Here is a 24,349-nt window from a genome sequence, read left to right as displayed (position 1 = left end):
ATTTTATACTTGAATGAAAATTTCAAAGAACTTTAGTTATCGCTTTTCAATCGACTTATAGTCGACACTCACGCGAATTTTATTCGCAATCAAACCTATGGATTGGAAATCCATAGTGGTTTATTTTCTTTATCTATAAAACAGAAAGCCCGCGAATTCCCTTCGCAGACTTCCCAACCTTAACACAAACTTTACAAAACTACACAATAGAGTTGATTGCAGCCTGATTTGGTTCAGAACGTAATTTCAGGAACCAACTCTGTGTTCTATAATATCTTAATGATAAGAGTAGATTTTATCAAAAAAACATCTATACTTATCCTTTTATTTACTTAAATAACACTGTAATAAACACTGTTTTTTATTACGAAACAAAGATAGTAAATTTTACACATTGACAATAGATTTTATCTATTTTTTTTGTAAAAATATTCTTTTTTGTGATTTAATCCAGTAATTCTTTCCTTAAATACTCGGCTGTGAAGCTATTACCTTCTTTTATAATATTTTCCGGTTTACCAAAAGTTACTACAGTTCCGCCACCTATGCCACCTTCAGGTCCCATGTCAATAACATAATCGGCGCTCTTTATAATGTCTTGGTTATGCTCTATAACAATGATGGTATTCCCCCGGTTGACCAATTTATTCAACACTTCGAGCAGAACACGGATATCCTCAAAGTGAAGGCCTGTTGTAGGCTCATCTAGTATGTATATAGTGTTACCTGTATCTATACGGGCCAATTCAGTCGCGAGCTTTACACGTTGCGATTCGCCACCCGAAAGTGTTGTGGATGGCTGTCCGAGCTTTAAATAGCCAAGCCCTACTTCTTGCAATACTTTTATTTTGTGTAAAATATTAGGTACATTCTCAAAGAACTCAACTGCCATGTTGATTGTCATATCCAGTACATCGGCAATCGATTTTCCCTTAAATCTTACCTCTAAGGTTTCTCTGTTGTATCTCTTGCCATGACATTCTTCGCATGAAACGTATACGTCCGGCAAAAAGTTCATGGCAATTGTTTTATATCCATTTCCTCCACATACTTCACATCTTCCGCCTTTCACATTAAAAGAGAACCTGCCGGGTTTATATCCTCTGATTTTTGATTCGGGAAGATTCACAAAGAGATTCCGTATATCAGAAAAAACACCTGTATATGTTGCCGGATTAGAACGAGGGGTTCGACCGATAGGCGATTGATCTACACTGATAACTTTGTCAACTAAATCTATGCCTTCAAAAGATTTATATGGCAGTGGGTCTGTTAAAGACCGGTATAAATGTTGGCTAAGTATGGGTTGTAATGTCCCATTTATTAAACTGGATTTGCCACTTCCTGAAACTCCTGTAACGCATATAAAAGTGTTTAGCGGAAATGTGACGGATACATTTTTTAGATTATGGCCTGTGGCACCTTTCAGAGTTATCTTTTTCCCATTTCCCTCGCGTCGTTTTTTCGGTACTTCTATTTTGAGTTTGCCATTCAGATAGTCGGCGGTTAATGTGCGTGCTTCCAGCATTCTTTGTGGAGTTCCGGCGAATACAACCTTCCCGCCGCGTCTTCCGGCATAAGGGCCTAAGTCCACTACATAGTCGGCATCTAACATTATATCTTTGTCATGCTCTACTACAATTACAGAGTTACCCGAATCCCGTAGTTTTTTCAAAGAGTCTATCAACCTGTTATTATCCCTTTGGTGAAGACCTATGCTTGGCTCGTCCAAAATGTATAAAACATTTACTAATTGCGATCCTATCTGTGTTGCCAGACGAATGCGTTGGCTTTCACCACCGGATAGAGTGACAGAGCCCCTGTTTAATGATAGATAATTGAGTCCCACATCCAGCAGAAAAGACAGGCGGGATACGATCTCTTTCTTTATCTCCATTGCTATTGTCTTTTGCCTGTCAGATATATGGTCGTCCATGTCCTGTATCCAGTTATGCAAACGTTGAATGTCCATTTCCGCGAGTTCCGCGATATTTTTTCCGTTTATTTTATAATGAAGAGCTTCTTTATTCAGGCGTTGTCCGTTACAATCCGGGCAAACATCTGTTTTAATGAATTGCTCCGCCCATTTTTGGGCTGAGGCCGAGGATTCGCTATCTTGCTGCATTTCTATGTATTTGGTTACCCCTTCGAATGCCACAACATAGTTTGAAGCTCCTAACGACTCATTTTTTATCTGAAGCCTTTCTTCTGTCCCGAACATTATTTCGTCCAATGCTTCTTCCGGAATATCTTTGATCGGTGTTTTTATAGTAACTCCATGCTTTTCACAGATAGCTTCTATTTGCCAGAAAAATAATGAGTTCTTGTATTTGCCTAAAGGGGCTATTCCTCCTGCGTAAATGCTAAGTTGAGGTTTGGGTACAATCTTATCCATATCTATCCGGTTTACGATACCTAAGCCTTTGCAGCGCGGGCAAGCTCCATGCGGAGAATTGAACGAGAATGTATGCGGAGCGGGCTCACTGTAAGATAACCCGGTAGTAGGGCACATTAGCCGGCGGCTAAAATGGCGGACATCACCGGAGTCTACATCCTGAATCATTATAAGTCCGTCTCCTTGTTTCATTGCAGTCCGCAAACTTGTTTTTAGGTTGTCGGCGAATTTATTGGATACTACTAGCTTGTCTATCAGGACTTCGATGCTATGCATCTTGTATCTATCGACACGCATACCCGGAATGATTTCCCTGATTGTTCCGTCTATACGAACTGAAATATATCCTTTTTTACTTATTTGTTCGAATAATTCTTTGTAGTGCCCTTTGCGGTTGCGAACTACAGGCGCCAGCAGGTATATTTTTTTACCTACATAGCGTTCCATAATAAGCTCTAATATTTGTTCCTCGGTGTATTTCACCATCTTTTCTCCGGTGAGGTAAGAATATGCATCTCCGGCACGTGCATAAAGCAGACGCAGAAAGTCGTATATCTCGGTAGTGGTTCCTACTGTGGATCGGGGATTTCGGTTTGTTGTCTTTTGTTCGATAGAAATAACAGGGCTTAATCCGGTTATTTTATCTACATCAGGCCGTTCCATGCCGCCAAGAAAATTACGGGCATAGGCTGAAAATGTTTCTATGTAGCGGCGTTGTCCTTCTGCAAAGATAGTATCAAATGCCAATGACGATTTTCCACTGCCACTCAATCCTGTAATAACAACGAGTGAATCCCTGGGGATTTCTACATCAATATTTTTAAGATTATGAACGCGTGCTCCATACACGCTGATAGTCTCCTTTTCTTCCAGTATATTTGTTTCCATTTATTATTATGAAGAACTTTTTTCTAAATTAATCTTCAGCTATCCAAGCCTTATTGTGCACCTTAATTTTTTCTCCTTTTTTATAGTACATAGATTCCCGGGTTGGAATAAGTAAGGTGTACGAATTTTTACTCTTGGGTGAGATCGTAAGTTTACGGTCTCTCAACCAACTATTGAAATCTTTAAGCTGGGCATAAGTTATTCCTTTTTCCTTTGCGAAAGTTGCCAGATCGGAGATTGACTGTGTAACTTCAACTTTGGTAAATTCTATCGGCTTATATAGATCTTTTGCAGTAAGGATAAATCCGTATTTAGATGGATTTTCGAAAATCTGTTTAATAGCCAGCATACGATAATAGTAGCGTACTGTTTCTTCTACCAGCCACAAATCGAGAGAGTCTTCAGCCTGTTGTTTTTTCAGCTCGCCACTAATGCGTCCCTGCCCTCCATTATAAGAAAGGGCCACGTCCGACCAGCTCCCGTATTTGTTATAAGCCTCTTTCAGATAACGGCAGGCAGCTTGTGTTGATTTTTCAATTGAATATCGCTCATCTACTTCCGAAGATACTTCAAGTCCATAGCTGGGAGCCGTTGTAGTCATAAATTGCCATAAACCCGCAGCGCCCACCGGAGATATAGCTCTGTGATTCAGGCTACTTTCTATCACAGCCAGATATTTAAAGTCGTCGGGGATTCCGTTTTCTTTCAGGATGGGCTCTATAATCGGGAAATATCTGTTTGCTTTTTTTATCAGTAATAGGGTGGTCGAATGAAGGTAAGTGAAACCGTTGATTTCTCTATCGTAACGTTCATATATATCGTATCTGTCCAAAATAACTTCTTCTCCGGCAAAAATAACTTTAGGCGGAACTTCAACAGACTTGGTCATAGCCAGTACATAAGGCGTTTTAGATTCCACGGTTTCCTGACTGTTGTTGGAAAGAAAAATACATGCGATCAGGCAAATAAGTATAACAGGGATAGTATATATCAGTATTTTTTTCATCAAGGAGTATTATTGATAGTAACTATCAAAGGTACTACATTATTTCCAAAAATGAAATTATGGAATCACTTCATAACCTATAAAAAAGCTAAAATTTAAACAGGCTCTAAAGCTTTTTTTAGATATCTAATATTCCTTTCCAGATAAAGCATCCCTCATATTCAATGTCGTTTATTTTGGGATGTTTGTCAAAAATCCCAAAAACGGAAGATCCGGAACCGGTCATCGATGCATACAGAGCGCCATTATCATAAAGCTTGTTTTTAATTTCACCTATTGCAGGATATTTCTCGAATACGCTCACTTCAAAATCGTTTATCATGATGTCTTTCCACTCTTGTACAGGTTTCTTAATTATCTCTTTTAGTGAAATGTCAGGTGATGTCGGTTTTATTAAAGAGAATGCGTCTTTGGTCGAAACATGTATATCCGGCTTGATCAATACGAAAGAATATCCTTTTAAGGAAAAATCAACGGGTTCAAATATTTCACCTATACCTGAAGCAAACATGGGACGGTTATATATAAAGAACGGACAGTCAGCTCCTAGTCTTACCGCCAATGAAGCGAGTTCTTCATCTGTCGCACCTGATCCGAAAGTCTTATTTATAAGTTTAAGCATAAAGGATGCGTCTGCTGAGCCTCCGCCTAAACCGGCGCCAAAAGGGATTTTTTTTAATAGATGGACTTCTACGAAAGGGAAGTCATAATTCTCTCTCATCAGCTTTAGAGCTTTCATTGCCAAATTTAATTCCGGAGATGAATCTACTTTGATGCCTGCTTCGATGAAAGTGTCAGCATCCTGTTCCTTTTTTACTATAATTTCTAAAGCGTCTTTTATCGGAATAGGATAAAATATTGTTTCCAGATTGTGGTATCCATCATTTCGCTTGGAAACGATGTTCAGCCCTAAATTTATTTTTGCGTTAGGAAAACAAATCATATTTTGTATATTAAAGTAGCTGTAAAGATAAGAATCATCTGCAATATATCGCTTCTCAGAAATATATAAGAAACTATTTTACTACTTTTACACCCTTATTTAGCCGAAAATGAAAGCTTATAAATTACCAAATATAGATGAAGAGTTAGAGACAGTTATTCTTGCCAATGGAGAGTTTCCCTCAAATAGTATACCTCTTTCTATATTCAATAAGAGTAAATACCTTGTTTGTTGTGACGGGGCAATAAATCATCTGTCCAATACTGAAAAACAGCCCAATGCGATTATTGGGGACTGTGATTCTTTATCAGAAGAAAATCTATTGAAATATACGGATATTATCCATCGTATATCCGAGCAGGAGACAAATGATTTAACTAAGGCTGTACATTTTTGTGCTAGGCAGAATAGGCGAAAGATTACGATTTTGGGAGCGACAGGAAAGCGGGAAGACCATACCATAGCTAATGTAAGCTTACTTTGTGAATATATGATGGTTGCCGATGTGGAAATGATTACCGATCATGGTGTCTTTGTCGCGATAGATAAGCCCTCTGTATTCAGTTGCTTTCCTAAACAGCAAGTGTCATTGTTTTGTATCGATAGATGTTCTATTACATCTCACGGTTTGGTATATCCTGTAACCGATCATCTATTTACAAACTGGTGGCAGGCTACATTAAACGAGGCTATAGAAGATGAATTTACAATAGAAACTACCGGACGGACAATCGTATATAGGGCGTTTTGAATAGTAGTAGGTAGTCAGTAGTCAAAAAGTGTATTCCCAGCTAACTACCTTCTACTAACTACTATTCAACATTGAACTTAAAATAGAATATTTAGCATTTTCCCCGTCTTACTTTTTTAGTACCTTTGCATTCTAAATTTCATAGAGAACATTAAAAAATATGGCTCAAAACTCCTTATTGGAAAAATTAGAAGCGCTTGTTATCCGTTTCGAGGAAATAGGAAAAATGATAACGGATCCGGCTGTGATCGCAGATATGAAACGATATGTGAAACTTAACAAAGAATATCGCGATCTGGAAAAGATAACTAATGCACGAAACGAATATAAACAATTGGTTGCAACAATTGACGAAGCCAAAGATATTTTGGACTCGGAAAATGATGCTGAACTTCGTGAAATAGCAAAAGAAGAACTCGATATAGCGAATGAACGCTTACCTCGACTGGAAGAAGAAATAAAACTTTTACTTATTCCTTCCGATCCGCAGGATAACAAGAATGTTATTATGGAAATCAGAGGAGGTACAGGTGGTGATGAGGCCGCTATTTTTGCCGGAGACCTCTATCGCATGTACATCAAATACTGTGAGCTGAAAGGTTGGAAAACCGAAATTACGAGCTTGACAGAAGGTACATCCGGTGGATATAAGGAAATTATCTTTACGGTAACAGGCGAGGGTGTATACGGTATTCTGAAATATGAATCGGGTGTGCACCGTGTACAACGTGTACCGGCAACAGAGACTCAAGGACGTGTACATACTTCCGCTGCAACGGTGGCTGTGCTTCCTGAGGCTGAAGAAGTGGACGTAGACATAAATCCGGCTGACATAGATATGCAAACGGCTCGGTCGAGTGGGGCAGGTGGGCAGAATGTAAATAAGGTGGAAACTAAAGTGCAATTGACCCATAGACCTTCGGGCTTGGTCGTTGTCTGCCAACAGGCACGTTCGCAGTTAGCTAACAGGGAGTTGGCTATGCAGATGTTGAGAACCAAGTTATATGATATAGAATTGTCGAAATATCAGGCTGAAATAGCTTCAAAGAGAAAGACAATGGTATCTACCGGTGACCGTTCTGCCAAGATCAGGACGTATAACTATCCGCAAGGCAGGGTTACAGATCATCGCATAAACCTGACTCTGTATAACTTATCGGCCATTATGGATGGAGAAATACAAAATATAATAGACCAATTGATAATTGCAGAAAACGCAGAACGATTAAAAGAGAGTGAGTTATGACAAAACAAGAGTTGTTTGATAATATTAAAAAGAAAAAATCCTTCCTGTGTATAGGATTAGATACTGATATAAAAAAGATTCCGGTTCATTTTCTTGAGGAAGAAGATCCAATCTACGCATTTAATGTGAAAATTATAGATGCCACTGCAAAATATTGCGTTGCTTATAAACCTAATGCCGCTTTTTATGAGAGCATGGGTATTAAAGGTGTCATCGCATTGGAAAAGACTATCGAATATATCCGTACAAAATATCCCGATCAGTTTATTATATTGGATGCCAAGCGCGGAGATATTGGTAACACCTCGGAAATGTATGCCGCTTCGGCATTCGAACATCTGAAGGCCAATGCTGTAACTGTCGCTCCTTATATGGGAGAAGACAGTGTGACGCCATTCCTTAAATATCCGAATAAATGGGTTATTCTTCTGGCTCTTACATCCAATAAGGGTTCAAACGATTTCCAGTTAACCGCTGATGCCAATGGCGAACGTCTGTTTGAAAAGGTTTTGAAAAAATCACAAGAGTGGGCTACAGATGAACAACTTATGTTTGTGGTGGGAGCAACGCAAGGCGAAATGTTTGCCGATATACGTAAATATGCTCCTAGTCATTTTCTGCTTGTTCCCGGTGTTGGTGCGCAAGGGGGTAGTTTGGAAGAGGTTGTGAAGTATGGAATGAACGATCAATGCGGACTTTTAGTGAATTCCTCACGTGCGATTATTTATGCGGACGACTCCCTCGACTTTGCTTTCGCAGCAGCAGAGGAAGCAAAGAAAGTACAGCAGGAGATGGCTGTATATCTGAATAGATTGATCGATTAAATATCAGAAAAGGTATAACGGATAAACAGAGGACTTACCCTGTTATTTTCAAAGTTAAAGACAGTCAATAAGTATCCACTATTACCGAGTGGGTCTATTGCTGTCTGTTTTTCTATTATCTTCCGGGTTAGTTTATATTCTTTCAGGAAAGGTTTGTCATTTCCAATCTGATATAGCAATTGCTTCCGTTCTTTTTTATCCATTTTATCTTTCCAAAAACCATGAGGACGGATTTTGAAATTATAATAATAATCAGTCCGTAGTTCTTCAAATAAATCAATGCCTTTTGACAGAAGGAAGTTATGAAGATTAAAAAAGATGTCTTCTAGTTGATATCCATGATGAGGCAGCCCGTTTTGATTGTAGTATTGCCCGATTTCATCGAATAATTCAAAATATCGTCCTTTATAATATGTATCGGTGAGAATCTTCATTGTTCGTGAAAACTTTCCGCTATTCCAGTATTTTTCCAGAGCATGCTCTGCGTCATGTATTCTTTCAAGTTCGTCTTTCGATATATCGTTGTTGCTTTCTATCTCGTAAGGTGCTTGTTGGCTGTATATGTAGCCATATTTAGTGGCATCGCGGCGTAAGGCTGTACCCCGAAGCATTTTCAGGAAGCCGAGTTGTACTTCCTTGCCTTTCAGATCGAATACATCATTGAATGATTTTGTAAACCTTTCCAGTGTCTCATAAGGTAATCCGGCGATCAGATCAAGGTGTAAATCTATTTTTCCTCCGCTCATCAATTTCCTGATATTTCCGGCTAACAGGGAGAAATCCTGTTTCCGTTTTACAGCGTTGTTTGTCGGTACGTAGGTCGATTGAATGCCGATTTCGAACCGGAAATAACCGGCCGGAAGTTTACTATTCAGATAATCTATTGTTTCATCAGTCAACAGATCGGCATATATCTCAAATTGCAGGCTAAGATTCGGGCGATAATTGTCTGTCAGAAAATCAAAAACCGCTTTGGTATGTTCTTTATTCAGGTTGAAAGTACGGTCAAGAAACTTTACTTGTTTTGCTCCATTTTCTATCAGGTAGCGGAGATTGCCGAAAATGTGCTCCTGAGGGAAGTAACGAACGCCTTTTTCGAGAGATGATAAACAATATTGACACTGATAAGGGCATCCTCTCGATGTTTCGAAATATACCAACCTGTTTTTTATATCGGTTTTGTCTTCTTCTAAAGTATAAGGAGAGGGCAGGGATGCCAGTTTGTTCAGATCAGCTTTAATTACAGATCTGCTGATATTTCGGATTGATGATACCCCTTCTATTTCTGTAGATTGGTTGTTCTCAATTGCTGTTAGCAGATCGCCTAATACAAATTCACCTTCTCCGCCGACAACATAATCTATATTCCAATGTTTCAGAAAGAATTCCGGTTCGTAAGTAACTTCCGGCCCGCCCAGTATAATCGTGAGACCGGGTTTCCTTTCCTTTAGTATAGCGGCAAGTCTTTTTGCCTTATCTACATTCCAGATATAAACACTGATACCTATTATATCGGGAACGGATGCGAGTAGCTCATCGGCTATCTGCTCCACATCTTCTTTTATCACATATTCCCTGAATGAGATATCGAACCTGTCTTTGTTGGCTACGTAGAGCCGGCGTAAGGCAAGTGAAGTATGGATATACTTTGCGTTCAGTGTCGTCAGGATGGTTTTCATGATGCAAAGATATACCCGGAAAGGCTGAAATTATAATTATTCTTTTACAAAACCGAAAATCCGTCCTATTTTGCAAAAAGCACGGAATCCGTTATATATCCATTTTTTAGACTTCATAATATCTGTAACAAATCCGTTTTGATCGAGATAATAGAGGCGTATCAGTTTTTGAGTCAATTGCTCGGAAAGTAATTCCCGGCAAACTTGTAGTTTTTCTTTATAAATAGTCTCGCCCCCTATCTGTGTACTGAAACCCTCCATATTATAAATAACAACGAAGGTATCCACATAATGCACAGGCAACCGATCGATAGCAATTCCCTGATAAAATAGCTTCCAATCGGAGATAACTTTCAGATCTTCACTATACAATCCGTATTTCTCAAAATTGGAGCGATGAATGAAAAATGCCTGGTGACATAGAAATCCTGCGAATAAATCGTACAAAGACAATCGCCAGTCGCGTCCCCGATAAGATGTGTCGGGCGTTAGTTCCCCTTTTTGCTCCATATAGAAGTTGCCGCAAATAAAAGGTTCATGCGGGTCGCCGGCAAAAATATTTTCTAAAGTAGTTTTTTCATATAAAGCATCACCGGCATTCAAGAAATATAGATATTCGCCTTTTGCCTGACGGATGCCTTTATTCATGGCATTGTATATACCACTGTCTTTCTCGCTTACCCAATAGCTTATTTTCTCACGGTATTGCCGGATAAGTTCAACGCTTCCATCGGTAGATTTACCATCTATGATAATAAATTCATAATCAGTAAAGGTTTGGGATAATACGCTTTCGATAGTTTTCCGCAAACCTTCTTTGTCATTCAGATTGATTGTTATGATGGAGAGTTTCATTTTCGTCTTGATTGAATTAGAAAAGGATTCAATACCGTTAGCTTTTGATAGACAGTTAATATGGCAGCGGCTTTGCGTAGGCTATAGCCTTTGGCGTAGTAAATCTGAACTTTATACATTCGTTTTATCCGTTCTTTGATTGCATCTTTAAATTTTCGGGTGGTATATTTATCAAATTTATTGAGCAAATACACCATCCATGCCATTTGGTTAAGCGGTTTCAGAGTGGAAGACATTCCACCCAAATGTTGCCGGTAAACAGCCATGTATTCGGGTAAAAACTTGATTTTTCCCGATAGTGATACTATTAGTTGCAGGGCATAATCTCCGTTTTTAACAGTGTAATACCAATCCGGCGTTTTGTGTGCATCCTTCCGAAAGAAGATAGAAGCCGTGAGCAAGCCCCAGTCTTTGAGTATAATATCTTCTGTGGTAAGGACATTCCGTTCCATCTCGATATTCTCGTCCAACTGTTCGCACATCAGCGTATATACAGAATGGGAACAGAGGGCGAAGTCTGTGTTTGCTTCCATAAAATCGACCTGTTTTTGCAACTTATACGGGTCAGTCCAATAATCGTCTCCATCGCAAAGGGCAATATATTTTCCTTGTCCGCTTTCGATATTATTTATCCAGTTGAGCATCATGCCCTGATTTTTTTCGGGCAGTCTCAGTCGGATAATGTCAGGGTATTTCTTCTGATATTCTATGCAAATAGCCCTGGTGCTATCGGTACTGCAATCTTCACCAATTACCAATTCGAAAGGGAAGCTTGTTTTCTGCATAACAACCCCCTCGATGGCTTCGGCAATAAATTTCTCATGATTGTATGTAATCATGGAAACGGAGACTAATATGTTGCTTTGTTTTGGCACTATAATAGTTTTTCTATTTCTTCTTTCAGTTTTTCTGTTCCGGGGTAGCCGACAGATTTATATTTTTGTGCACCACTTTTATCATAAAGTAGATATGTTGGGATACTACTTGATTCTATTTTGTCCAAAATATGATCCCATTCTTCACCTGTCAGATAGTAATGCTCTCCGCCTATTCCTTTAACTCTTTCCATCCATAGTTTTATAGGAGACGAAGTATTTGTTATATATACAAAGGCAATATCTTTACCTTTCATTTCATTCTTTATCGGCAATATTTTGCTCATTCCCTCTATACATGGTCCACACCATGTTGCCCAAAAATCGACTAAGACAACTTTACCTTCATATTTTTCAATAATAGTTTCCAAAAGCTTTTCTTTAGGAACAGCAGGCGTTACGTTCATATTCGTTTTCTCTTTATTTGCCGCTAGCTTAGTCACTTCTTCGTTTTTACGAAGAAGGACCTTTGCTATATCTGCATCGTCGAAATAATCTTTTATATTCTGTATTTGTTTTTCAGAAAATGGTTCCAATTGATAGCTTAGCTGGCGCATATACGCCTGACTGATAATCATATCATAGAATAATCCTTTGTCTGTACCAATTAGATTGGACATTGTGTTTTTAACCCCGGTGAGCCATTCATTTACAGGAACTTCTTTTATTTCGGGAATATTGAAGGTTTTATTTCTGAGTATAGTTTGGAATATTTGTCCGTAGACTTCGCTATACAAATAATATGGATTTTCTAAGTCGTAATCTTTAAGGAAGGTATAATATGATAAATCAGGTTCATTTACTTTTATACTTGTAGTATCTCCTTTCTCTCGTATATTTTGCCATAAAGGCTCTATCTCCTCCGTGAATTGCAGGGGAGTAGCTATTTGGTGTGTTTTTATATAATAAGTAAGATATATTTTACTTTGTTCTGACAAAAGAGAATCCTTTTTAAATATATCAAGCCGCTTATCTAAGTCATATTGGTTTATTGGGATGTATCTTTTAGGATTTTGAATACACGAGTCAAGAACTTCTTTATTGAGAAGATCATATCGGGATGCAGTTTGAGCAGCTTTTATCATGGCTTCAGATGTATGTATGTTATATTCTGTATAAAAATCGGGGCCAGAAACAACTTTAATGGAATCCTTCTTGATTATTATTTTCGTTTCTTTATTGTCTTCGAGGTTGACGGTATATCCATACCCTGTGTCGGCATTATATATAAATCCAAGTGCAGGATTCGTCTCTATAGGAATTTCCAGAGAAAAGGTTCCATCATCTCCAACTTTAATATCTTGTCGCTGCAAATCCATCGTTATCGGAGCGGGAACAGATAGCAATATTGTCATATCAGGTTTATAGCCTTCTATTTTCCCTGATAACTTGGCTATTCCTGCTTGAATTTTAGGTTCCGGTAGTGCTTTTTTATCTGAATTTGAACAAGCAATGATTAGAAAACAAATTCCAATCATAAAAACTAACTTAGAAATAATACTGTTTTGCATAATTATATTAGTTTATTTGGTTATGATCTCTACTATTCTCTTCATATCCTCTTCATCATACCGATGGTCGCAAGGTAGGGGTAGGAGGTAGTTTACTATTTTATATTCTGCGGAATCCTTTTCAACCAAATCTAATGTTGCTTTCCAATAGGTGGAAACATAGATCTTGTTTTCTATCAGCTTTTTTCTCAGATCGGGATTTTCCGAATAGAACATGTAGCTGAGCGGACAGGTACCGGCCGGAAAATCATCGTATTCAAATTTATTATCTTTTCCCAAAACGGAATGCAAGTATCTGAAATTCTTTATTTGCCTCTCTTTCAGGTTTTCGTAATCGATATTCTTTAGTAAAGCTTCACCCAGATTAGACATTCTTTTGATTGGTTGGTCAATGAGGCTATTGCAGTAATTGAGATAGTCCTGATAAGTGGCATTTGCACTTCCTTCTTCGATACGTTTCATCAGGTGTATCATATGTGGAATCGCCGCGTCTTTCTCAAAATCTTCGTTCAGGAAGGTGTCTGTATAAAGGTATGCGCCATCGGGTAGCCCGAAGAATTTGCGTGGAGAATATATCGTGTCTATTCCCGGAAAAGGTTTCGAGAAAAAGGCGTGTGTGTTGTCTACAATTAATTGTTTGCCGAATCGTTTTACCAGTTTTTCAACGGTATTACACTTTATACCGTAAATGTCGGAATAGAAAAAGGCCTCATCTTTACCTAATTCTTTTTCGAAGATTGGGTCAATCTTTGAATCCATCGAATAAAATTCATACTCTATTCCAAGTTTTTTCATCGGTTCCCAAATCACTTCCGAATCGAGATAGGGGATATATATTTTTTTATACTTCTTTGCCCTGAGGATATATTCAAGGCAGTTGCGAGCCGTATTCAGTTGTACTGCTCCTTTGTGATAGTGCTCGCCTTTCCTGAGTTGAAGCTCAAAGAAGCCTCCTATTTCTTTCATGTTTTTAATGTTTTTTGCTTGTTCCGGAGCATAATCAATGCTTTGCCGGCTCTAACCTCTCTGGTTGCTGGTTGCTTGGCTCCCCCTATCCAGTCGCAATATCCCCGTTTGTATCCATCCGAAAGACTTTCGAAAAAGACCTTTGCTTCAGCGTCCTCTTTGAGGATATTGGTTAATTCCTCCGGCACGACTATTTCACCTTTACTTCTTTCCATAAATCAAATTTTTAGGTTGTATCCTTTTAGCATTATATCTGTTTCGTCTGTCGAATTGAACATCATGACGTCTAAAATAGACAGCCAAGGTACAAATTCATTTGCGAACTGCTTATATTCTATCGGGTTAGATACTACGAAATTTAATTTAATATTTTCTTTTCGGAAATCAGTGACCGAATATAATTCTTGTCCGCCTATTGCATTGTAATATTCTGTCGCTCCTAATGCTTTGCAAATGGCGATCACCTTATCCTGACCCTTTAGCGAATGGTCGATGTCAACTGTGGACGAAATAATTATCTCTGTTCCAATATGAAGGTAATCGCATATTTTCACGATGGAATGATAAATATAACCAAACAGATTATTATCATCATAGTTAATAATCTCTTCTGCTAATGGCATCACATCATTAAAATAAGGCGCCTTACGATATGACTCCCTGATCTGGTTCTGTAGCTTTTTTTTGTCAAAACCAACTGATACCAACCGATTCCGGACATCCAGATAATCCGAGTCTTTTTCTACCGGAACGGTAATCAAGGCATCCTTGCCGTTTTGGAGGATACGATTGCGATTGATCCAGCCTTTTTTTGTGAATTGTATGTTGTCATATATCACGTATTTATCAACTGCATTCAACAACTGAAAATATCCTATGTATGGCAAAAAGTAAGGCTGCATTATTCCTATTTTCATAGTTACAAAGGGCCCCCTAGCCCCCGTAGGGGGAATTAGCCTCCCCTTTGAGGAGGTTGGAGGGGCTGATTTCTTTTATTATTTTACAAATCTTTTCCACATCTTCAAACTCAAGGTTCGCATACATTGGCAGACAAACGATTTCTTTCGATATCTGCCCTGCTACCGGAAGATTAGCCACACTGGCAGACGGTAACCCCTTATAGGTAGGGAAATCACTGATGAGTGGGTAGAAATAGCGTCGTCCGAAAACATCATATTCCTGTAATTTGAAATACAGGTCATCGCGTGACATGCCGTACTCTGATGTATTAATACGGACAGGATAATACGGATAAGTGTGTTTCACTCCCTGTGCCACTTCCATTATGGTAATACCCGGAATATCTTTCAGATGGGAATCATATAGTTTAGCCAGCTCGATGCGCTTGGCGATGTAGCTGTCTACATATTTAAGTTGCAAAGAACCGTATGCTGCCTGCAATTCATTCATCTTGGCATTGATGCCCGGTTCTATAACCGTAGTCTCATTCCTGAAGCCGAAGTTTTTAAGCAGGTCGATGCGCTGTTTCGTCTTTTCATCCTGACAGACAATAGCGCCTCCTTCAATCGTATTATAAACTTTCGTCGCGTGGAAACTGAGAATCGACAGATCGCCCCAATTCATCACGGATTGTCCGTCTTTCTTTACGGCAAAGGCATGCGCGGCATCGTAAATAACACGTAAGCCATATATATCGGCGATACGTTGTATTTCCTCTACATCGCATGGATTCCCGTATACGTGCACAGGCATAATGGCCGTTGTTTGCGGAGTAATGGCGGCCTCTATTTTCTTTGGATCAATATTATAATATTGATCTTCTATATCTACAAATACAGGTTTGATATTATTCCACCACAACGAGTGAGTTGTAGCCACAAAACTGAAAGGTGTGGTAATGACTTCCCCTGTAATTCTCAAAGCTTGCAATGCAGTGATAAGCGCCAGTGTTCCGTTCGAAAAAACAGATATATGCTTAACGCCCAAATATTCAGCCAATTCTTTTTCAAACTGCACATGAAAAGGGCCGTTGTTTGTCAGCCATTTATTATCCCAGATCTTTTGCAAATAGGGAATAAATTCATCCAGAGGGGGGAGTGCCGGCTGTGTTACAGTTATTATTTTTTTATCCATAGTTTCCTGTATATTTTCTTTATAGATTCAGGCGTAATACTTTTTATTTTACCTCTAAGCGAATTATCGCCATAAAGAGGAATTTCCAACCTGCGTCTGTGTTTTTTGAATGATTTTGTATATTTATAATTTAAATATTTATCGTATTCACCGATCAGATGGATCACTTTTATATCTGTAGCTTTAGAGTCCATCTGCGACCATTGCCCCTTGTCGTGTATGCGGTATACAGATGTTACTTCTTTCAGGTAAAGTAGTGGGCCGAATTGCCCCATATACATACCCAACATCCAGTCAGCTATTTCCATGTCGAAAAGTTTCGGGTCTATATTACGTATCAGATTGACTCTGAACATACAACAGGAAAGATTTCCTATGCGGTTCCCTAAAGTTAAATCTTCAGTTGTTATAAGCTCATAATCTTCTTTTGCAGTCCATTCAAATATTTCTTCCCGGTTTTGTTCTACAAATAGTCTTACATGTCTATTGAAACTCATCGATGATTCCGGGTATTTCTTCAAATGATCAATATGGTTTTGTAAATGGTTTGTTTTGTTCCAGTAATCGTCCCCCTCCATTATAGCTACATAATCACCGGAGCAAGCAGCAAAAGCACGTTGATAGTTCCGTATATAACCCAGATTGTGTGTCCCTTGCAGAAATGTGAAAGTAAAGCCTGTTTTATCCTGATACTCTTTGATTATATCGACTGTATTATCCTGTGAACAATCATCGGCGACAATTATCTCTACCTCATGCGGAGTTTGCTGCATCAGGATGCTTTCCAGCGTCTGACGTATATATTGGGAATGGTTATATGTTATTAATATGACATTTACTTTCATAAGAGTTTGTATCGTAATTGGCCTTTTATTTTGAGAAGATTTTCCTAAGAACATTTTTTATAACCCGGAATGGCGCGCAAATCATCCGTCCTATCCGGTAATCTATAGTATGGTAATGCCAGTATAGCTCTTTTTTATATGTTTCGGCATCTATCCTGTCTCTGACGGGATTAAGGTATTCAAGAAACAAAGGTACATGATTTTTGAACATTTGCAGAAGCATTGCATCGTTTCTTTCTTTGTGGGTGTTGACGCCTACCGAACGTGATTCTGCTTTTATCCGGTAGTAATAATGAAAACTATTTAGCTTGACTACCTTATAACCGGGTTTTAACAGCGATAAATAGAATTCCCAATCTTCGATACCATATACCATGTTCGGGTTGTATCCGCCCGATTCGATGAAATCGGACTTTCTGAAAATAGCTGAGTTATGTATCAGGTTGCCTGTCAGCATTTTTTCAAATATAAACGGAGGGTTTATAATCTTCTCGTTTTTATCGCCGAAAAGGATAGTATCGCTATATATCAGCTTCACTTCAGGATCTTTGGTAAATGTGGCAATAGCTTCGCTGAAATAGTGGGAGCCAAGTCTGTCGTCACCATCCAGCGGAACTATATATTCACCAATAGCCTGTTTAGCAGCGTAATTGCGAGTGTCGCATACGCCTGAATTCTCTTTTTTGAAATACCTGAACCGGTTATCTTTTTTTACCCATTGTTGGGCAACCTCATCTGTATTGTCAGATGAGCCATCGTTTACCATGATACATTCCCAATGGGGATAGTCCTGATCGAGAAGAGATTGCAGGGCTTCAGGCATGTACTGAGCCTGATTATAGCAAGGCATGATAACGGATATGATCGGGTTCATACTTTTATAATTTAAGCCATTTTAAAAAGCCGAGTTTTTTCAAATATCTAATACTGACAGATGCTTTTAATTTATACAGTTCAGTTTTTGTGTCGGACCATTCTTTATAAAAACTATAAAATATTGGATATGTTTTTTGTATATGAGTATTCCTTTCATCAAAAAGCAATTGTCGATTTTTGTCGTCGGAACTGATTCCATCAAGGTAAAAGGTCGAGAAATGACTATCGATATGTTTATATGTACTTTTCCCGATACATATAGCATCCATAAAGAAAGCCCAATCTGCTACTATTTTAAAGTTTTCCGAATAGAATCCATACGATTCCAATAACTCTTTTCTGATAAATGATCCGGGATGCGGCAGTGTATCTTCAACGAAATATTTGAAATCGGGTTGATCGGGATATTTTTTTATATAATTATTTCCTGCAATGGGATCGGCTATTTCCAAATCGAAAAAGATAATATCTTCCCCTGTAAGTTGGCTGGTTATAAATTTTATATTTGCATTCGGGCGAATCGTATCTCCGCTGTTGATAAAGAGTATATATTCACCTTTTGCTTGCCTGATACCTTTATTCATAGCATTATAAATCCCCGAATCGGGTTCACTTACCCAATAGTTGATCTTATCTCCGTTTTTCTTTATAATATCGGCGCTTCCATCGGTAGATCCACCATCAATGACAAGATATTCCATGTCTCCGCGATGATGAGGAATAATGCTTTCGACGGTTCTTTTCAGCCCCGAAAGGTTATTGTAGTTTATTGTGATAATGGAAAGCTTCATCGTTTTACTAATCTTGATACCAGCCTTTTTAATTCAAGGATAGCTACCCGAGGCTGATTTTTTATAAACATACTTAATATTTTTCTATTTAGGGAGGATGAATAAGAAAATTTTAGCTTGTGTTCCTGCCATTTGTAATACCATTTTAAGCTATATTCTCTATCCCGCTTTATCTTAAGCCTGTTGGTTATAATTTTTGAGGCTTTATATCCTTCTATGATACCTAGCCCGTTTATTTCCGATTTGTTGGACACATTCACAGAATGTGTGCGAAAGAAGTTCAAATATTCTTTTACTTCTGAGACCGTTGTATTAGCGTTTCCTTTAAATGAACCCCATAATAACCAGTCGCCACAGTACCGGAATTCGGTAATATGATCCCAGATCGTTTTGTCCAATGCATTTTTGCGAAAGACAACCATACTGGCATTGGATACGGGGTTGCTAAAGAGCAGATATTCTTTGGTAAACTCATCCAGGGGCATAGAATTTCCGGCTAATATATCCGGTTGTTGTTTTACCGTGTTATTATTTTTATCTACGATTGTTGTTTTTACGAAGCAATAGGCCGAATTGTATTCTTGGATAGATGCCATCGCTTTTTCCAGAAATGTAATATCCGCATAGTCGTCACTTTCGGCTATCCAAATATATTCACCTTTAGCTAATCGAACCCCTTTTTTCCATTGTTTAAATGTAGAGCCGGAATTAGTCTCATTGTAAATTATATGACTTATATGAGGGTTGTTTCTGTAAGATTCTATTATCTCGCGACTATTATCCGGAGAGCAATCATCGAGAATGATCAATTCGTAATCCTGATAAGTCTGATTGAGGATAGAATCTATCCGTTGTTTCAGGTAAGGGGCGTGGTTATATGTCGGGAGAATTACAGAAACCATTGTTTATCCGTTTTTTGCTTCATAGATGAACCTCCTTTTGCTGATAAGAGATTCATTGTTGTATATCTTATGGAGAGTTTCGGATGACTCTTTTACGAATTGCTTTTGAGTATCTTTGCTATCTATTAATTTCTCTACTGCTTTTGCAAAATCTTCGGCTTTATCTTCGATATAACAATCTTTACCATCCAGAAAATCTAAGCCCTCAACACCTACAGTAGTGGTTACAAAAGGAATTTTATAATGGGCAGCTTCGAGTATTTTCATCCTCATTCCGCTGCCTATACGTATAGGAACGATAGATATACTGTTTGGCAGGACATCTCCCAAATCTTCCACATATCCATCAAAAAATGTATTTGTAATATTCAGTCCTTGGAACATTTCAGGACTCCATCCCTTTCCTACTAAATGCAGCTCAAGTGAGGAATATTTTTTTGACAACAGAGGCCATATTTCAGCAACGAACCAATGCATTCCGTCCAGATTCGGAAAATGTGACGGGCTAGCAACAAATGTCAGCTTATTATTGAATTTATATTCGTAATCGGGTACATTATCCGGCAGATTTACCATTAATGGCGAAGCAAATATAGCCATTTCGGGTAATTCTCTTTGTAGTTTTTCTTTATCCGCTTCGGTTACTGTAATAATTTTATCATATAACTTCAGCGAGTCTAACTCATATTGTTTACTTATGCGGAATATGTACTCGTCGTAAGGATATACATGTTTGAAGAAAGACATTTCTATAGCATTCCTTACATATCTGATTTCATGGTGTACAAATATTTTCTCCACATTATCCGGCAATAAATGCACCAGTGATATAAAGTCATAGAATTCGACCTGAATAATATCAAAATTATTTTTTACTACTTCTGAAATGAATTCGATATATCCACTCCAGTTTATAATAGCAAAAGATGTTCGCAATGTACTCCGGTCTCTGACAGGATCGATATTCGGGTTTATTTCCTTGTTTTTTCCGCTTAGTTTGCTTTTAACCACAAAAGGGAATGAATACATTTTATCGTACAAAGTAGCTAATCTGCCTTTTTTAGTTTCAGTGTTAATGGTTCCTTCAAAAACATGGAATGAAACATTATCCCATATTTTTTTTAGCTTGGCTAGAGATTCTTTCTCAGATTCCATAAACAGAGGGAAGAGTATGGAAATTTCATATTCGTATCTCAACTTATCGATGAAATGAAATACGCCTTGACGGCCTCCTGTCGATTGAGGGTAGGGTATCTCCTGTGTTATAATCAGTATCTTTGTCATCTGTTGAGTCCTAATATTTTGTAAATCTTATTTAATACCCTTATACAAAAATAAGGAAAACGGTTTCTTTTTACGAAATTAATAACATAATAATAAGGGGCATCTTCTCTCATCTGTTTATCTAAAGAAATCAATCGGTCATAGTTTCGTTGGATAGTTTTAGGAATAAGCTCATCCATAATCAGAGCTCTTTCTTCATACATAAGCTTTTTATATTTCGGATTATTACTTATTCCGGTCATATCGAATATTACTATATCTATATTCAGATAAAAAGAAGACTCTCCGCCCAATATAGCCTGAATAAAGAATTTCCAGTCCGATCCGATTCTGTATTTTTCATCATACAGCCCATATTTTTTAAACAGTGTAGCATTTATAAATGTTGCCTGATGCTGCAAGGTATCAACATATAAATGATATAATGTTATATCTTCCAGTCCGTGATTATACCACCTAAACTGATGAGTTCCGCAATCGCATATCTGTATGCCTCTCAGTATCGGGTCTTTATATTCTTTATTGCGAAATACATTTTCAAGCACGTTATCCGAGGCATAAGTATCCCCGGAATTTAGAAAATGAAGATATTGTCCCGTGGCCTGCCGGATACCTTTATTCATAGCATTATAGATACCATTATCAGGTTCACTGATCCAATAGTCTATTTCTTCTGAATAAGATTCTAATATTTCTCTGCTCCTATCGGCAGAACCTCCATCTATAACAATATATTCAAAATCCTGATAACTTTGGGACAAAACACTTTTAATGGTCTTTTCCAAACCGGCAGCATTATTGTAATTTATTGTTATGACGGAAACTTTCATTTGGAAAGAATACTTTTATATAAATCAATGTATTGGTTTACTTTATCTTCTATATTAAATCTTTCTATAATATCTTTTCTGATTGCATCTTTATCAAAGGTCGTATCCAAAGCTTTATTTATCGCTTTTGCAAGGCTGTCACTTGTAAAATCTTCTGCCAAAAAACCATTAAATCCATTTTTGATTATATCCATCCCTCCACCATTAGGAAACGAGGCGACAGGAGTTCCACAGGCTAAAGACTCAATAAATACTTGTCCGAAAGCTTCCTCGATAGAAGACATGACAAATAAGTCGGCGGTAGAATAAATTTTTGCCAAAAGAGTCTCGTCTTTGATAAAACCTAAAGAGTTTATTCTCGCATCTATATTTTCATTTGAACCGAAGCCGTAAAATAGAACATTCTTATCCGAGATTCCATTCATTGCTTCCAATAATAAGGATGTCCCTTTTCTTGGATTTGATAACGACTGGGCTCCTATTAAGATAATTTTTGCATCTTGAGGGATATTCAATTCTTTACGAGCAGAATTTTTGTCATGTTGTTTGAATAGATTAGTATCTATTCCGTTATGAATAACGGTTATAGGTTGATCTTTTAAAAATTCGCTTTTCCGTGCTTTTTGTTCTTCCCAATTCGAAATAGCTACATAGTTAATTTTTTTACCTTTTAAAGATTTTCTGCGCAGACTATTATTTTTCTGTAATAGTACATTGTAAATATCAAAAGGAAATCCTTTTTCGTAATGATAGCCTCCTCCGCATACATATAGATCAGGCATTCTCCATATAACAGGCTTTGTGTTTTTTTGAAAAAAACCAGGTTCATCAAGAAATCCGGCAACCCAATTAAGCTGTATTATGTCGGCTTTTTTATATAATGGATGTTCTGTTATATCGAATATTGTCTTAGGACAAGAGAAAATTTCGACGGGATATTTTTCCTTAAAATTATTCAATTGATCCATTTTTTCTTTATAACGATTATATTTCCACCTTTTTAGAAATCGTTGTAGTCTATTCTTCGTATTTTCCCAATAGTTAAATTCGTATACTTCAGGAAAATCTTTGGACTTATATAGTACTAATACTTTTGAATCTACTCCTTTGTCGAGGAGGCCTTTATGGATGCGTAAACATGCATTTGCCGCACCACCGGTATCATATGTATTAATATGCAGGATTTTCATCGGAGGTTTAGTTTGTAGATAATTTTTTTTAAAATCTCTTTTATTCTTCGTTTAGGATGATCTTGTTTTATAAAATGTAACATTTCGAAATTTTCAATACAAAAAACGGGCTTGTTTGAAATTTTTGCTATTTTATGAGCTTGATTTAAAGAGCTTTCGATGAATAGTTCGCACCCGCTTTTAATATATATGTCGGCTTTGTACTCTCCATATTTATTCCATTCTATACGGGCCTCTTTATTGGGTAAATTTAGCAAAATCAGATTGTCATATGTAATATTGTATTTGGAAAGCCATTTTTCGGTTTGCTTTCTATATTTTTCCAGTCGAGAAGAAACGATTGTATTAATTTTGACTGTTGGAATAAAAAGAGGTTTGGCATTTAGTATAAAATCTTCGTACAAAGAACCGTCATCATTTTCATTTTCCGTTGGATCAATACATAAAACTCCATCTATATCTACACAGGAATAAGATAGGTATGGATGATGCATAATGTTCCATTGAAATACTCTTGGAGGTGCTAAGATTTCAAAGTAAATATCTATCAAATGAGTGCTTTCAGGCACAACAAAGATTGCGGCAAATGTATAGCTGAAGTTGTATGGAATATTTTCAATTCTTTTTTTGCATTTAGCCAAGGCATTGCCAGAGTATAGCGAATCATCGACAATCAATACCTTTTTTATATTCTTGATATCAAAGTCTTTTAGTCTCTCTCCTCCTGAAAATATTATACCTTTCTCTAATTCATTTAAACTTACATAGGGAATATTCCTGTATAATGCAATTAGGTCAGCTGGAATTATGCCGCTACGAGGTATCCCAACTACCAAATCAATATCATAAGGTATCTTGTCAAGATTTTTTATGATAATACTATTTAATTGAGCTATACTTCTATAATTCATTTTGATCCTTTTATTCCCATATTTATCCAACCGTGGTCATATCCTCTCACTTCTTCAGAGGACATTGGTTTAATATCACGAAAACCAGCACTCTTTAATAGATATTCTAAATGCTTAGGAGTAAATAATGTTTTATGCCAGTTTGGGTGATAAAGGTTTCCAAATCCATCACCATAAGTGAATATTCTGCCATTAGCCCAAGTAATAACGTCTTTTTCCTCATTGAATCTATACCATCCGTCAAGGTGTATATTATTTATATTACTTGTTTCATATTCATATACTGTTTTTATTATTTTCCAGCCATCTGGAACCCAGATTTCAAGAACTCCATTCGGTTTTAGAATACGAAATAGTTCTTTAAATATATCTTTCTGCATATACCAGGGAACATGCTCTAAAACATGACTCGCATATATTATATCAAAAGAATTATTATCAAAAGGTAATTTCTCTGCTAAGTTATGTATATAGTCTACATCCTTGCCGTCAAAAATATTTAAAGTTTCAAAATTGGGTAACCTATTCAGGCCTGGACCTATTTCTAGCATGCGATTTTTTTTTCTTCTATTTCGCTTAATATTCTTATTCGTCTTATAATTATTTTTTAAGCCGATAAGAAAGCCTAAATGAAGTTTGCTTAAAATCCTGTCAGATTTTCTCTGATTATGAAAAGAGTAATCCATA

General features: G+C 37.4%; 23 protein-coding genes. 3 read left to right on the top strand and 20 right to left on the bottom strand.

Features of this window, described 5'->3' with window-relative positions; translation table 11 throughout:
• Positions 1-445 precede the first annotated feature (445 nt).
• From uvrA to ispE, 3 genes are all read right to left on the bottom strand, one after another.
• A complete protein-coding gene (gene uvrA, locus ACYPZI_RS09650; RefSeq protein WP_459600999.1) occupies positions 446-3,283 on the bottom strand; it encodes an excinuclease ABC subunit UvrA in 2,838 nt (945 codons plus the stop codon).
• Positions 3,284-3,311: 28 nt separating this feature from the next.
• Positions 3,312-4,289 carry a lytic transglycosylase domain-containing protein gene (locus ACYPZI_RS09645; RefSeq protein WP_459600997.1) on the bottom strand — a complete coding sequence of 326 codons (978 nt, stop codon included), beginning with the start codon at positions 4,287-4,289 and terminating at the stop codon, positions 3,312-3,314.
• Between the two features lie 118 nt (positions 4,290-4,407).
• The gene (gene ispE, locus ACYPZI_RS09640) at positions 4,408-5,232 is read right to left on the bottom strand and encodes a 4-(cytidine 5'-diphospho)-2-C-methyl-D-erythritol kinase (RefSeq protein ID WP_459600995.1); all 825 of its coding nucleotides are present in this window, start codon (positions 5,230-5,232) and stop codon (positions 4,408-4,410) included.
• A gap of 109 nt (positions 5,233-5,341) precedes the next feature.
• Here ispE and ACYPZI_RS09635 point away from each other — a divergent pair, with 109 nt between their 5' ends.
• From ACYPZI_RS09635 to pyrF, 3 genes are all read left to right on the top strand, one after another.
• Positions 5,342-5,983, top strand: a complete 642-nt coding sequence (locus ACYPZI_RS09635) for a thiamine diphosphokinase (protein ID WP_459600993.1) — start codon at positions 5,342-5,344, stop codon at positions 5,981-5,983.
• A gap of 160 nt (positions 5,984-6,143) precedes the next feature.
• Positions 6,144-7,229 (top strand): peptide chain release factor 1, encoded by a 1,086-nt coding sequence (gene prfA, locus ACYPZI_RS09630; RefSeq protein ID WP_459600991.1) that lies wholly within the window; start codon positions 6,144-6,146, stop codon positions 7,227-7,229.
• Positions 7,226-8,053 carry an orotidine-5'-phosphate decarboxylase gene (gene pyrF, locus ACYPZI_RS09625; RefSeq protein WP_459600989.1) on the top strand — a complete coding sequence of 276 codons (828 nt, stop codon included), beginning with the start codon at positions 7,226-7,228 and terminating at the stop codon, positions 8,051-8,053. The genes prfA and pyrF overlap by 4 nt, the downstream gene beginning before the upstream one ends.
• On the opposite strand, the gene ACYPZI_RS09620 is transcribed toward pyrF, so the two are convergent.
• Genes ACYPZI_RS09620 through ACYPZI_RS09540 form a run of 17 tightly spaced genes read right to left on the bottom strand, consistent with a single transcriptional unit; the run spans position 8,050 to position 24,348 of the window.
• Positions 8,050-9,732 carry a B12-binding domain-containing radical SAM protein gene (locus ACYPZI_RS09620; protein ID WP_459600987.1) on the bottom strand — a complete coding sequence of 561 codons (1,683 nt, stop codon included), beginning with the start codon at positions 9,730-9,732 and terminating at the stop codon, positions 8,050-8,052. The two genes, pyrF and ACYPZI_RS09620, sit on opposite strands and share 4 nt — an antisense overlap.
• A 36-nt stretch (positions 9,733-9,768) precedes the next feature.
• Positions 9,769-10,587, bottom strand: a complete 819-nt coding sequence (locus ACYPZI_RS09615) for a glycosyltransferase family 2 protein (protein WP_459600985.1) — start codon at positions 10,585-10,587, stop codon at positions 9,769-9,771.
• On the bottom strand, positions 10,584-11,426 hold the full coding sequence (locus ACYPZI_RS09610; RefSeq protein WP_459600983.1) for a glycosyltransferase: 843 nt from the start codon (positions 11,424-11,426) through the stop codon (positions 10,584-10,586). The genes ACYPZI_RS09615 and ACYPZI_RS09610 overlap by 4 nt, the downstream gene beginning before the upstream one ends.
• A gap of 35 nt (positions 11,427-11,461) precedes the next feature.
• Positions 11,462-12,940 carry a TlpA family protein disulfide reductase gene (locus ACYPZI_RS09605; RefSeq protein WP_459600981.1) on the bottom strand — a complete coding sequence of 493 codons (1,479 nt, stop codon included), beginning with the start codon at positions 12,938-12,940 and terminating at the stop codon, positions 11,462-11,464.
• Positions 12,941-12,985: 45 nt separating this feature from the next.
• Positions 12,986-13,939 (bottom strand): hypothetical protein, encoded by a 954-nt coding sequence (locus tag ACYPZI_RS09600; protein WP_459600979.1) that lies wholly within the window; start codon positions 13,937-13,939, stop codon positions 12,986-12,988.
• On the bottom strand, positions 13,936-14,154 hold the full coding sequence (locus tag ACYPZI_RS09595; protein ID WP_459600977.1) for a YdeI/OmpD-associated family protein: 219 nt from the start codon (positions 14,152-14,154) through the stop codon (positions 13,936-13,938). Before ACYPZI_RS09595 ends, ACYPZI_RS09600 begins: the two co-directional genes overlap by 4 nt.
• A 3-nt stretch (positions 14,155-14,157) precedes the next feature.
• Positions 14,158-14,856: a WbqC family protein gene (locus ACYPZI_RS09590; protein ID WP_459600975.1), complete on the bottom strand. Its 699-nt coding sequence runs from the start codon at positions 14,854-14,856 to the stop codon at positions 14,158-14,160.
• Between the two features lie 16 nt (positions 14,857-14,872).
• Complete coding sequence (locus ACYPZI_RS09585; protein WP_459600973.1) at positions 14,873-16,033, bottom strand: DegT/DnrJ/EryC1/StrS family aminotransferase; 1,161 nt, start codon at positions 16,031-16,033, stop codon at positions 14,873-14,875.
• On the bottom strand, positions 16,018-16,878 hold the full coding sequence (locus ACYPZI_RS09580; protein ID WP_459600971.1) for a glycosyltransferase: 861 nt from the start codon (positions 16,876-16,878) through the stop codon (positions 16,018-16,020). Before ACYPZI_RS09580 ends, ACYPZI_RS09585 begins: the two co-directional genes overlap by 16 nt.
• A 25-nt stretch (positions 16,879-16,903) precedes the next feature.
• Complete coding sequence (locus tag ACYPZI_RS09575; RefSeq protein WP_459600969.1) at positions 16,904-17,752, bottom strand: glycosyltransferase family 2 protein; 849 nt, start codon at positions 17,750-17,752, stop codon at positions 16,904-16,906.
• Between the two features lie 4 nt (positions 17,753-17,756).
• Positions 17,757-18,545: a glycosyltransferase family 2 protein gene (locus tag ACYPZI_RS09570; protein ID WP_459600967.1), complete on the bottom strand. Its 789-nt coding sequence runs from the start codon at positions 18,543-18,545 to the stop codon at positions 17,757-17,759.
• Positions 18,542-19,447: a glycosyltransferase family 2 protein gene (locus ACYPZI_RS09565; protein ID WP_459600965.1), complete on the bottom strand. Its 906-nt coding sequence runs from the start codon at positions 19,445-19,447 to the stop codon at positions 18,542-18,544. Before ACYPZI_RS09565 ends, ACYPZI_RS09570 begins: the two co-directional genes overlap by 4 nt.
• Positions 19,448-19,450: 3 nt before the next feature.
• Positions 19,451-20,731, bottom strand: coding sequence for a glycosyltransferase (locus ACYPZI_RS09560; protein ID WP_459600963.1), 1,281 nt, complete (start codon positions 20,729-20,731; stop codon positions 19,451-19,453).
• Positions 20,728-21,561, bottom strand: a complete 834-nt coding sequence (locus ACYPZI_RS09555; RefSeq protein ID WP_459600961.1) for a glycosyltransferase family 2 protein — start codon at positions 21,559-21,561, stop codon at positions 20,728-20,730. The genes ACYPZI_RS09560 and ACYPZI_RS09555 overlap by 4 nt, the downstream gene beginning before the upstream one ends.
• On the bottom strand, positions 21,558-22,751 hold the full coding sequence (locus ACYPZI_RS09550; protein ID WP_459600959.1) for a glycosyltransferase: 1,194 nt from the start codon (positions 22,749-22,751) through the stop codon (positions 21,558-21,560). Before ACYPZI_RS09550 ends, ACYPZI_RS09555 begins: the two co-directional genes overlap by 4 nt.
• Positions 22,748-23,662 carry a phosphoribosyltransferase gene (locus tag ACYPZI_RS09545; RefSeq protein WP_459600957.1) on the bottom strand — a complete coding sequence of 305 codons (915 nt, stop codon included), beginning with the start codon at positions 23,660-23,662 and terminating at the stop codon, positions 22,748-22,750. The genes ACYPZI_RS09550 and ACYPZI_RS09545 overlap by 4 nt, the downstream gene beginning before the upstream one ends.
• Positions 23,659-24,348, bottom strand: a complete 690-nt coding sequence (locus tag ACYPZI_RS09540; protein ID WP_459600955.1) for a class I SAM-dependent methyltransferase — start codon at positions 24,346-24,348, stop codon at positions 23,659-23,661. The genes ACYPZI_RS09545 and ACYPZI_RS09540 overlap by 4 nt, the downstream gene beginning before the upstream one ends.
• Position 24,349: the final 1 nt, after the last annotated feature.

Source organism: Dysgonomonas reticulitermitis (assembly GCF_054601275.1).
The sequence above is the reverse complement of the archived record's forward strand: the minus strand, read 5'-3'. Positions and strand labels throughout refer to the sequence as shown.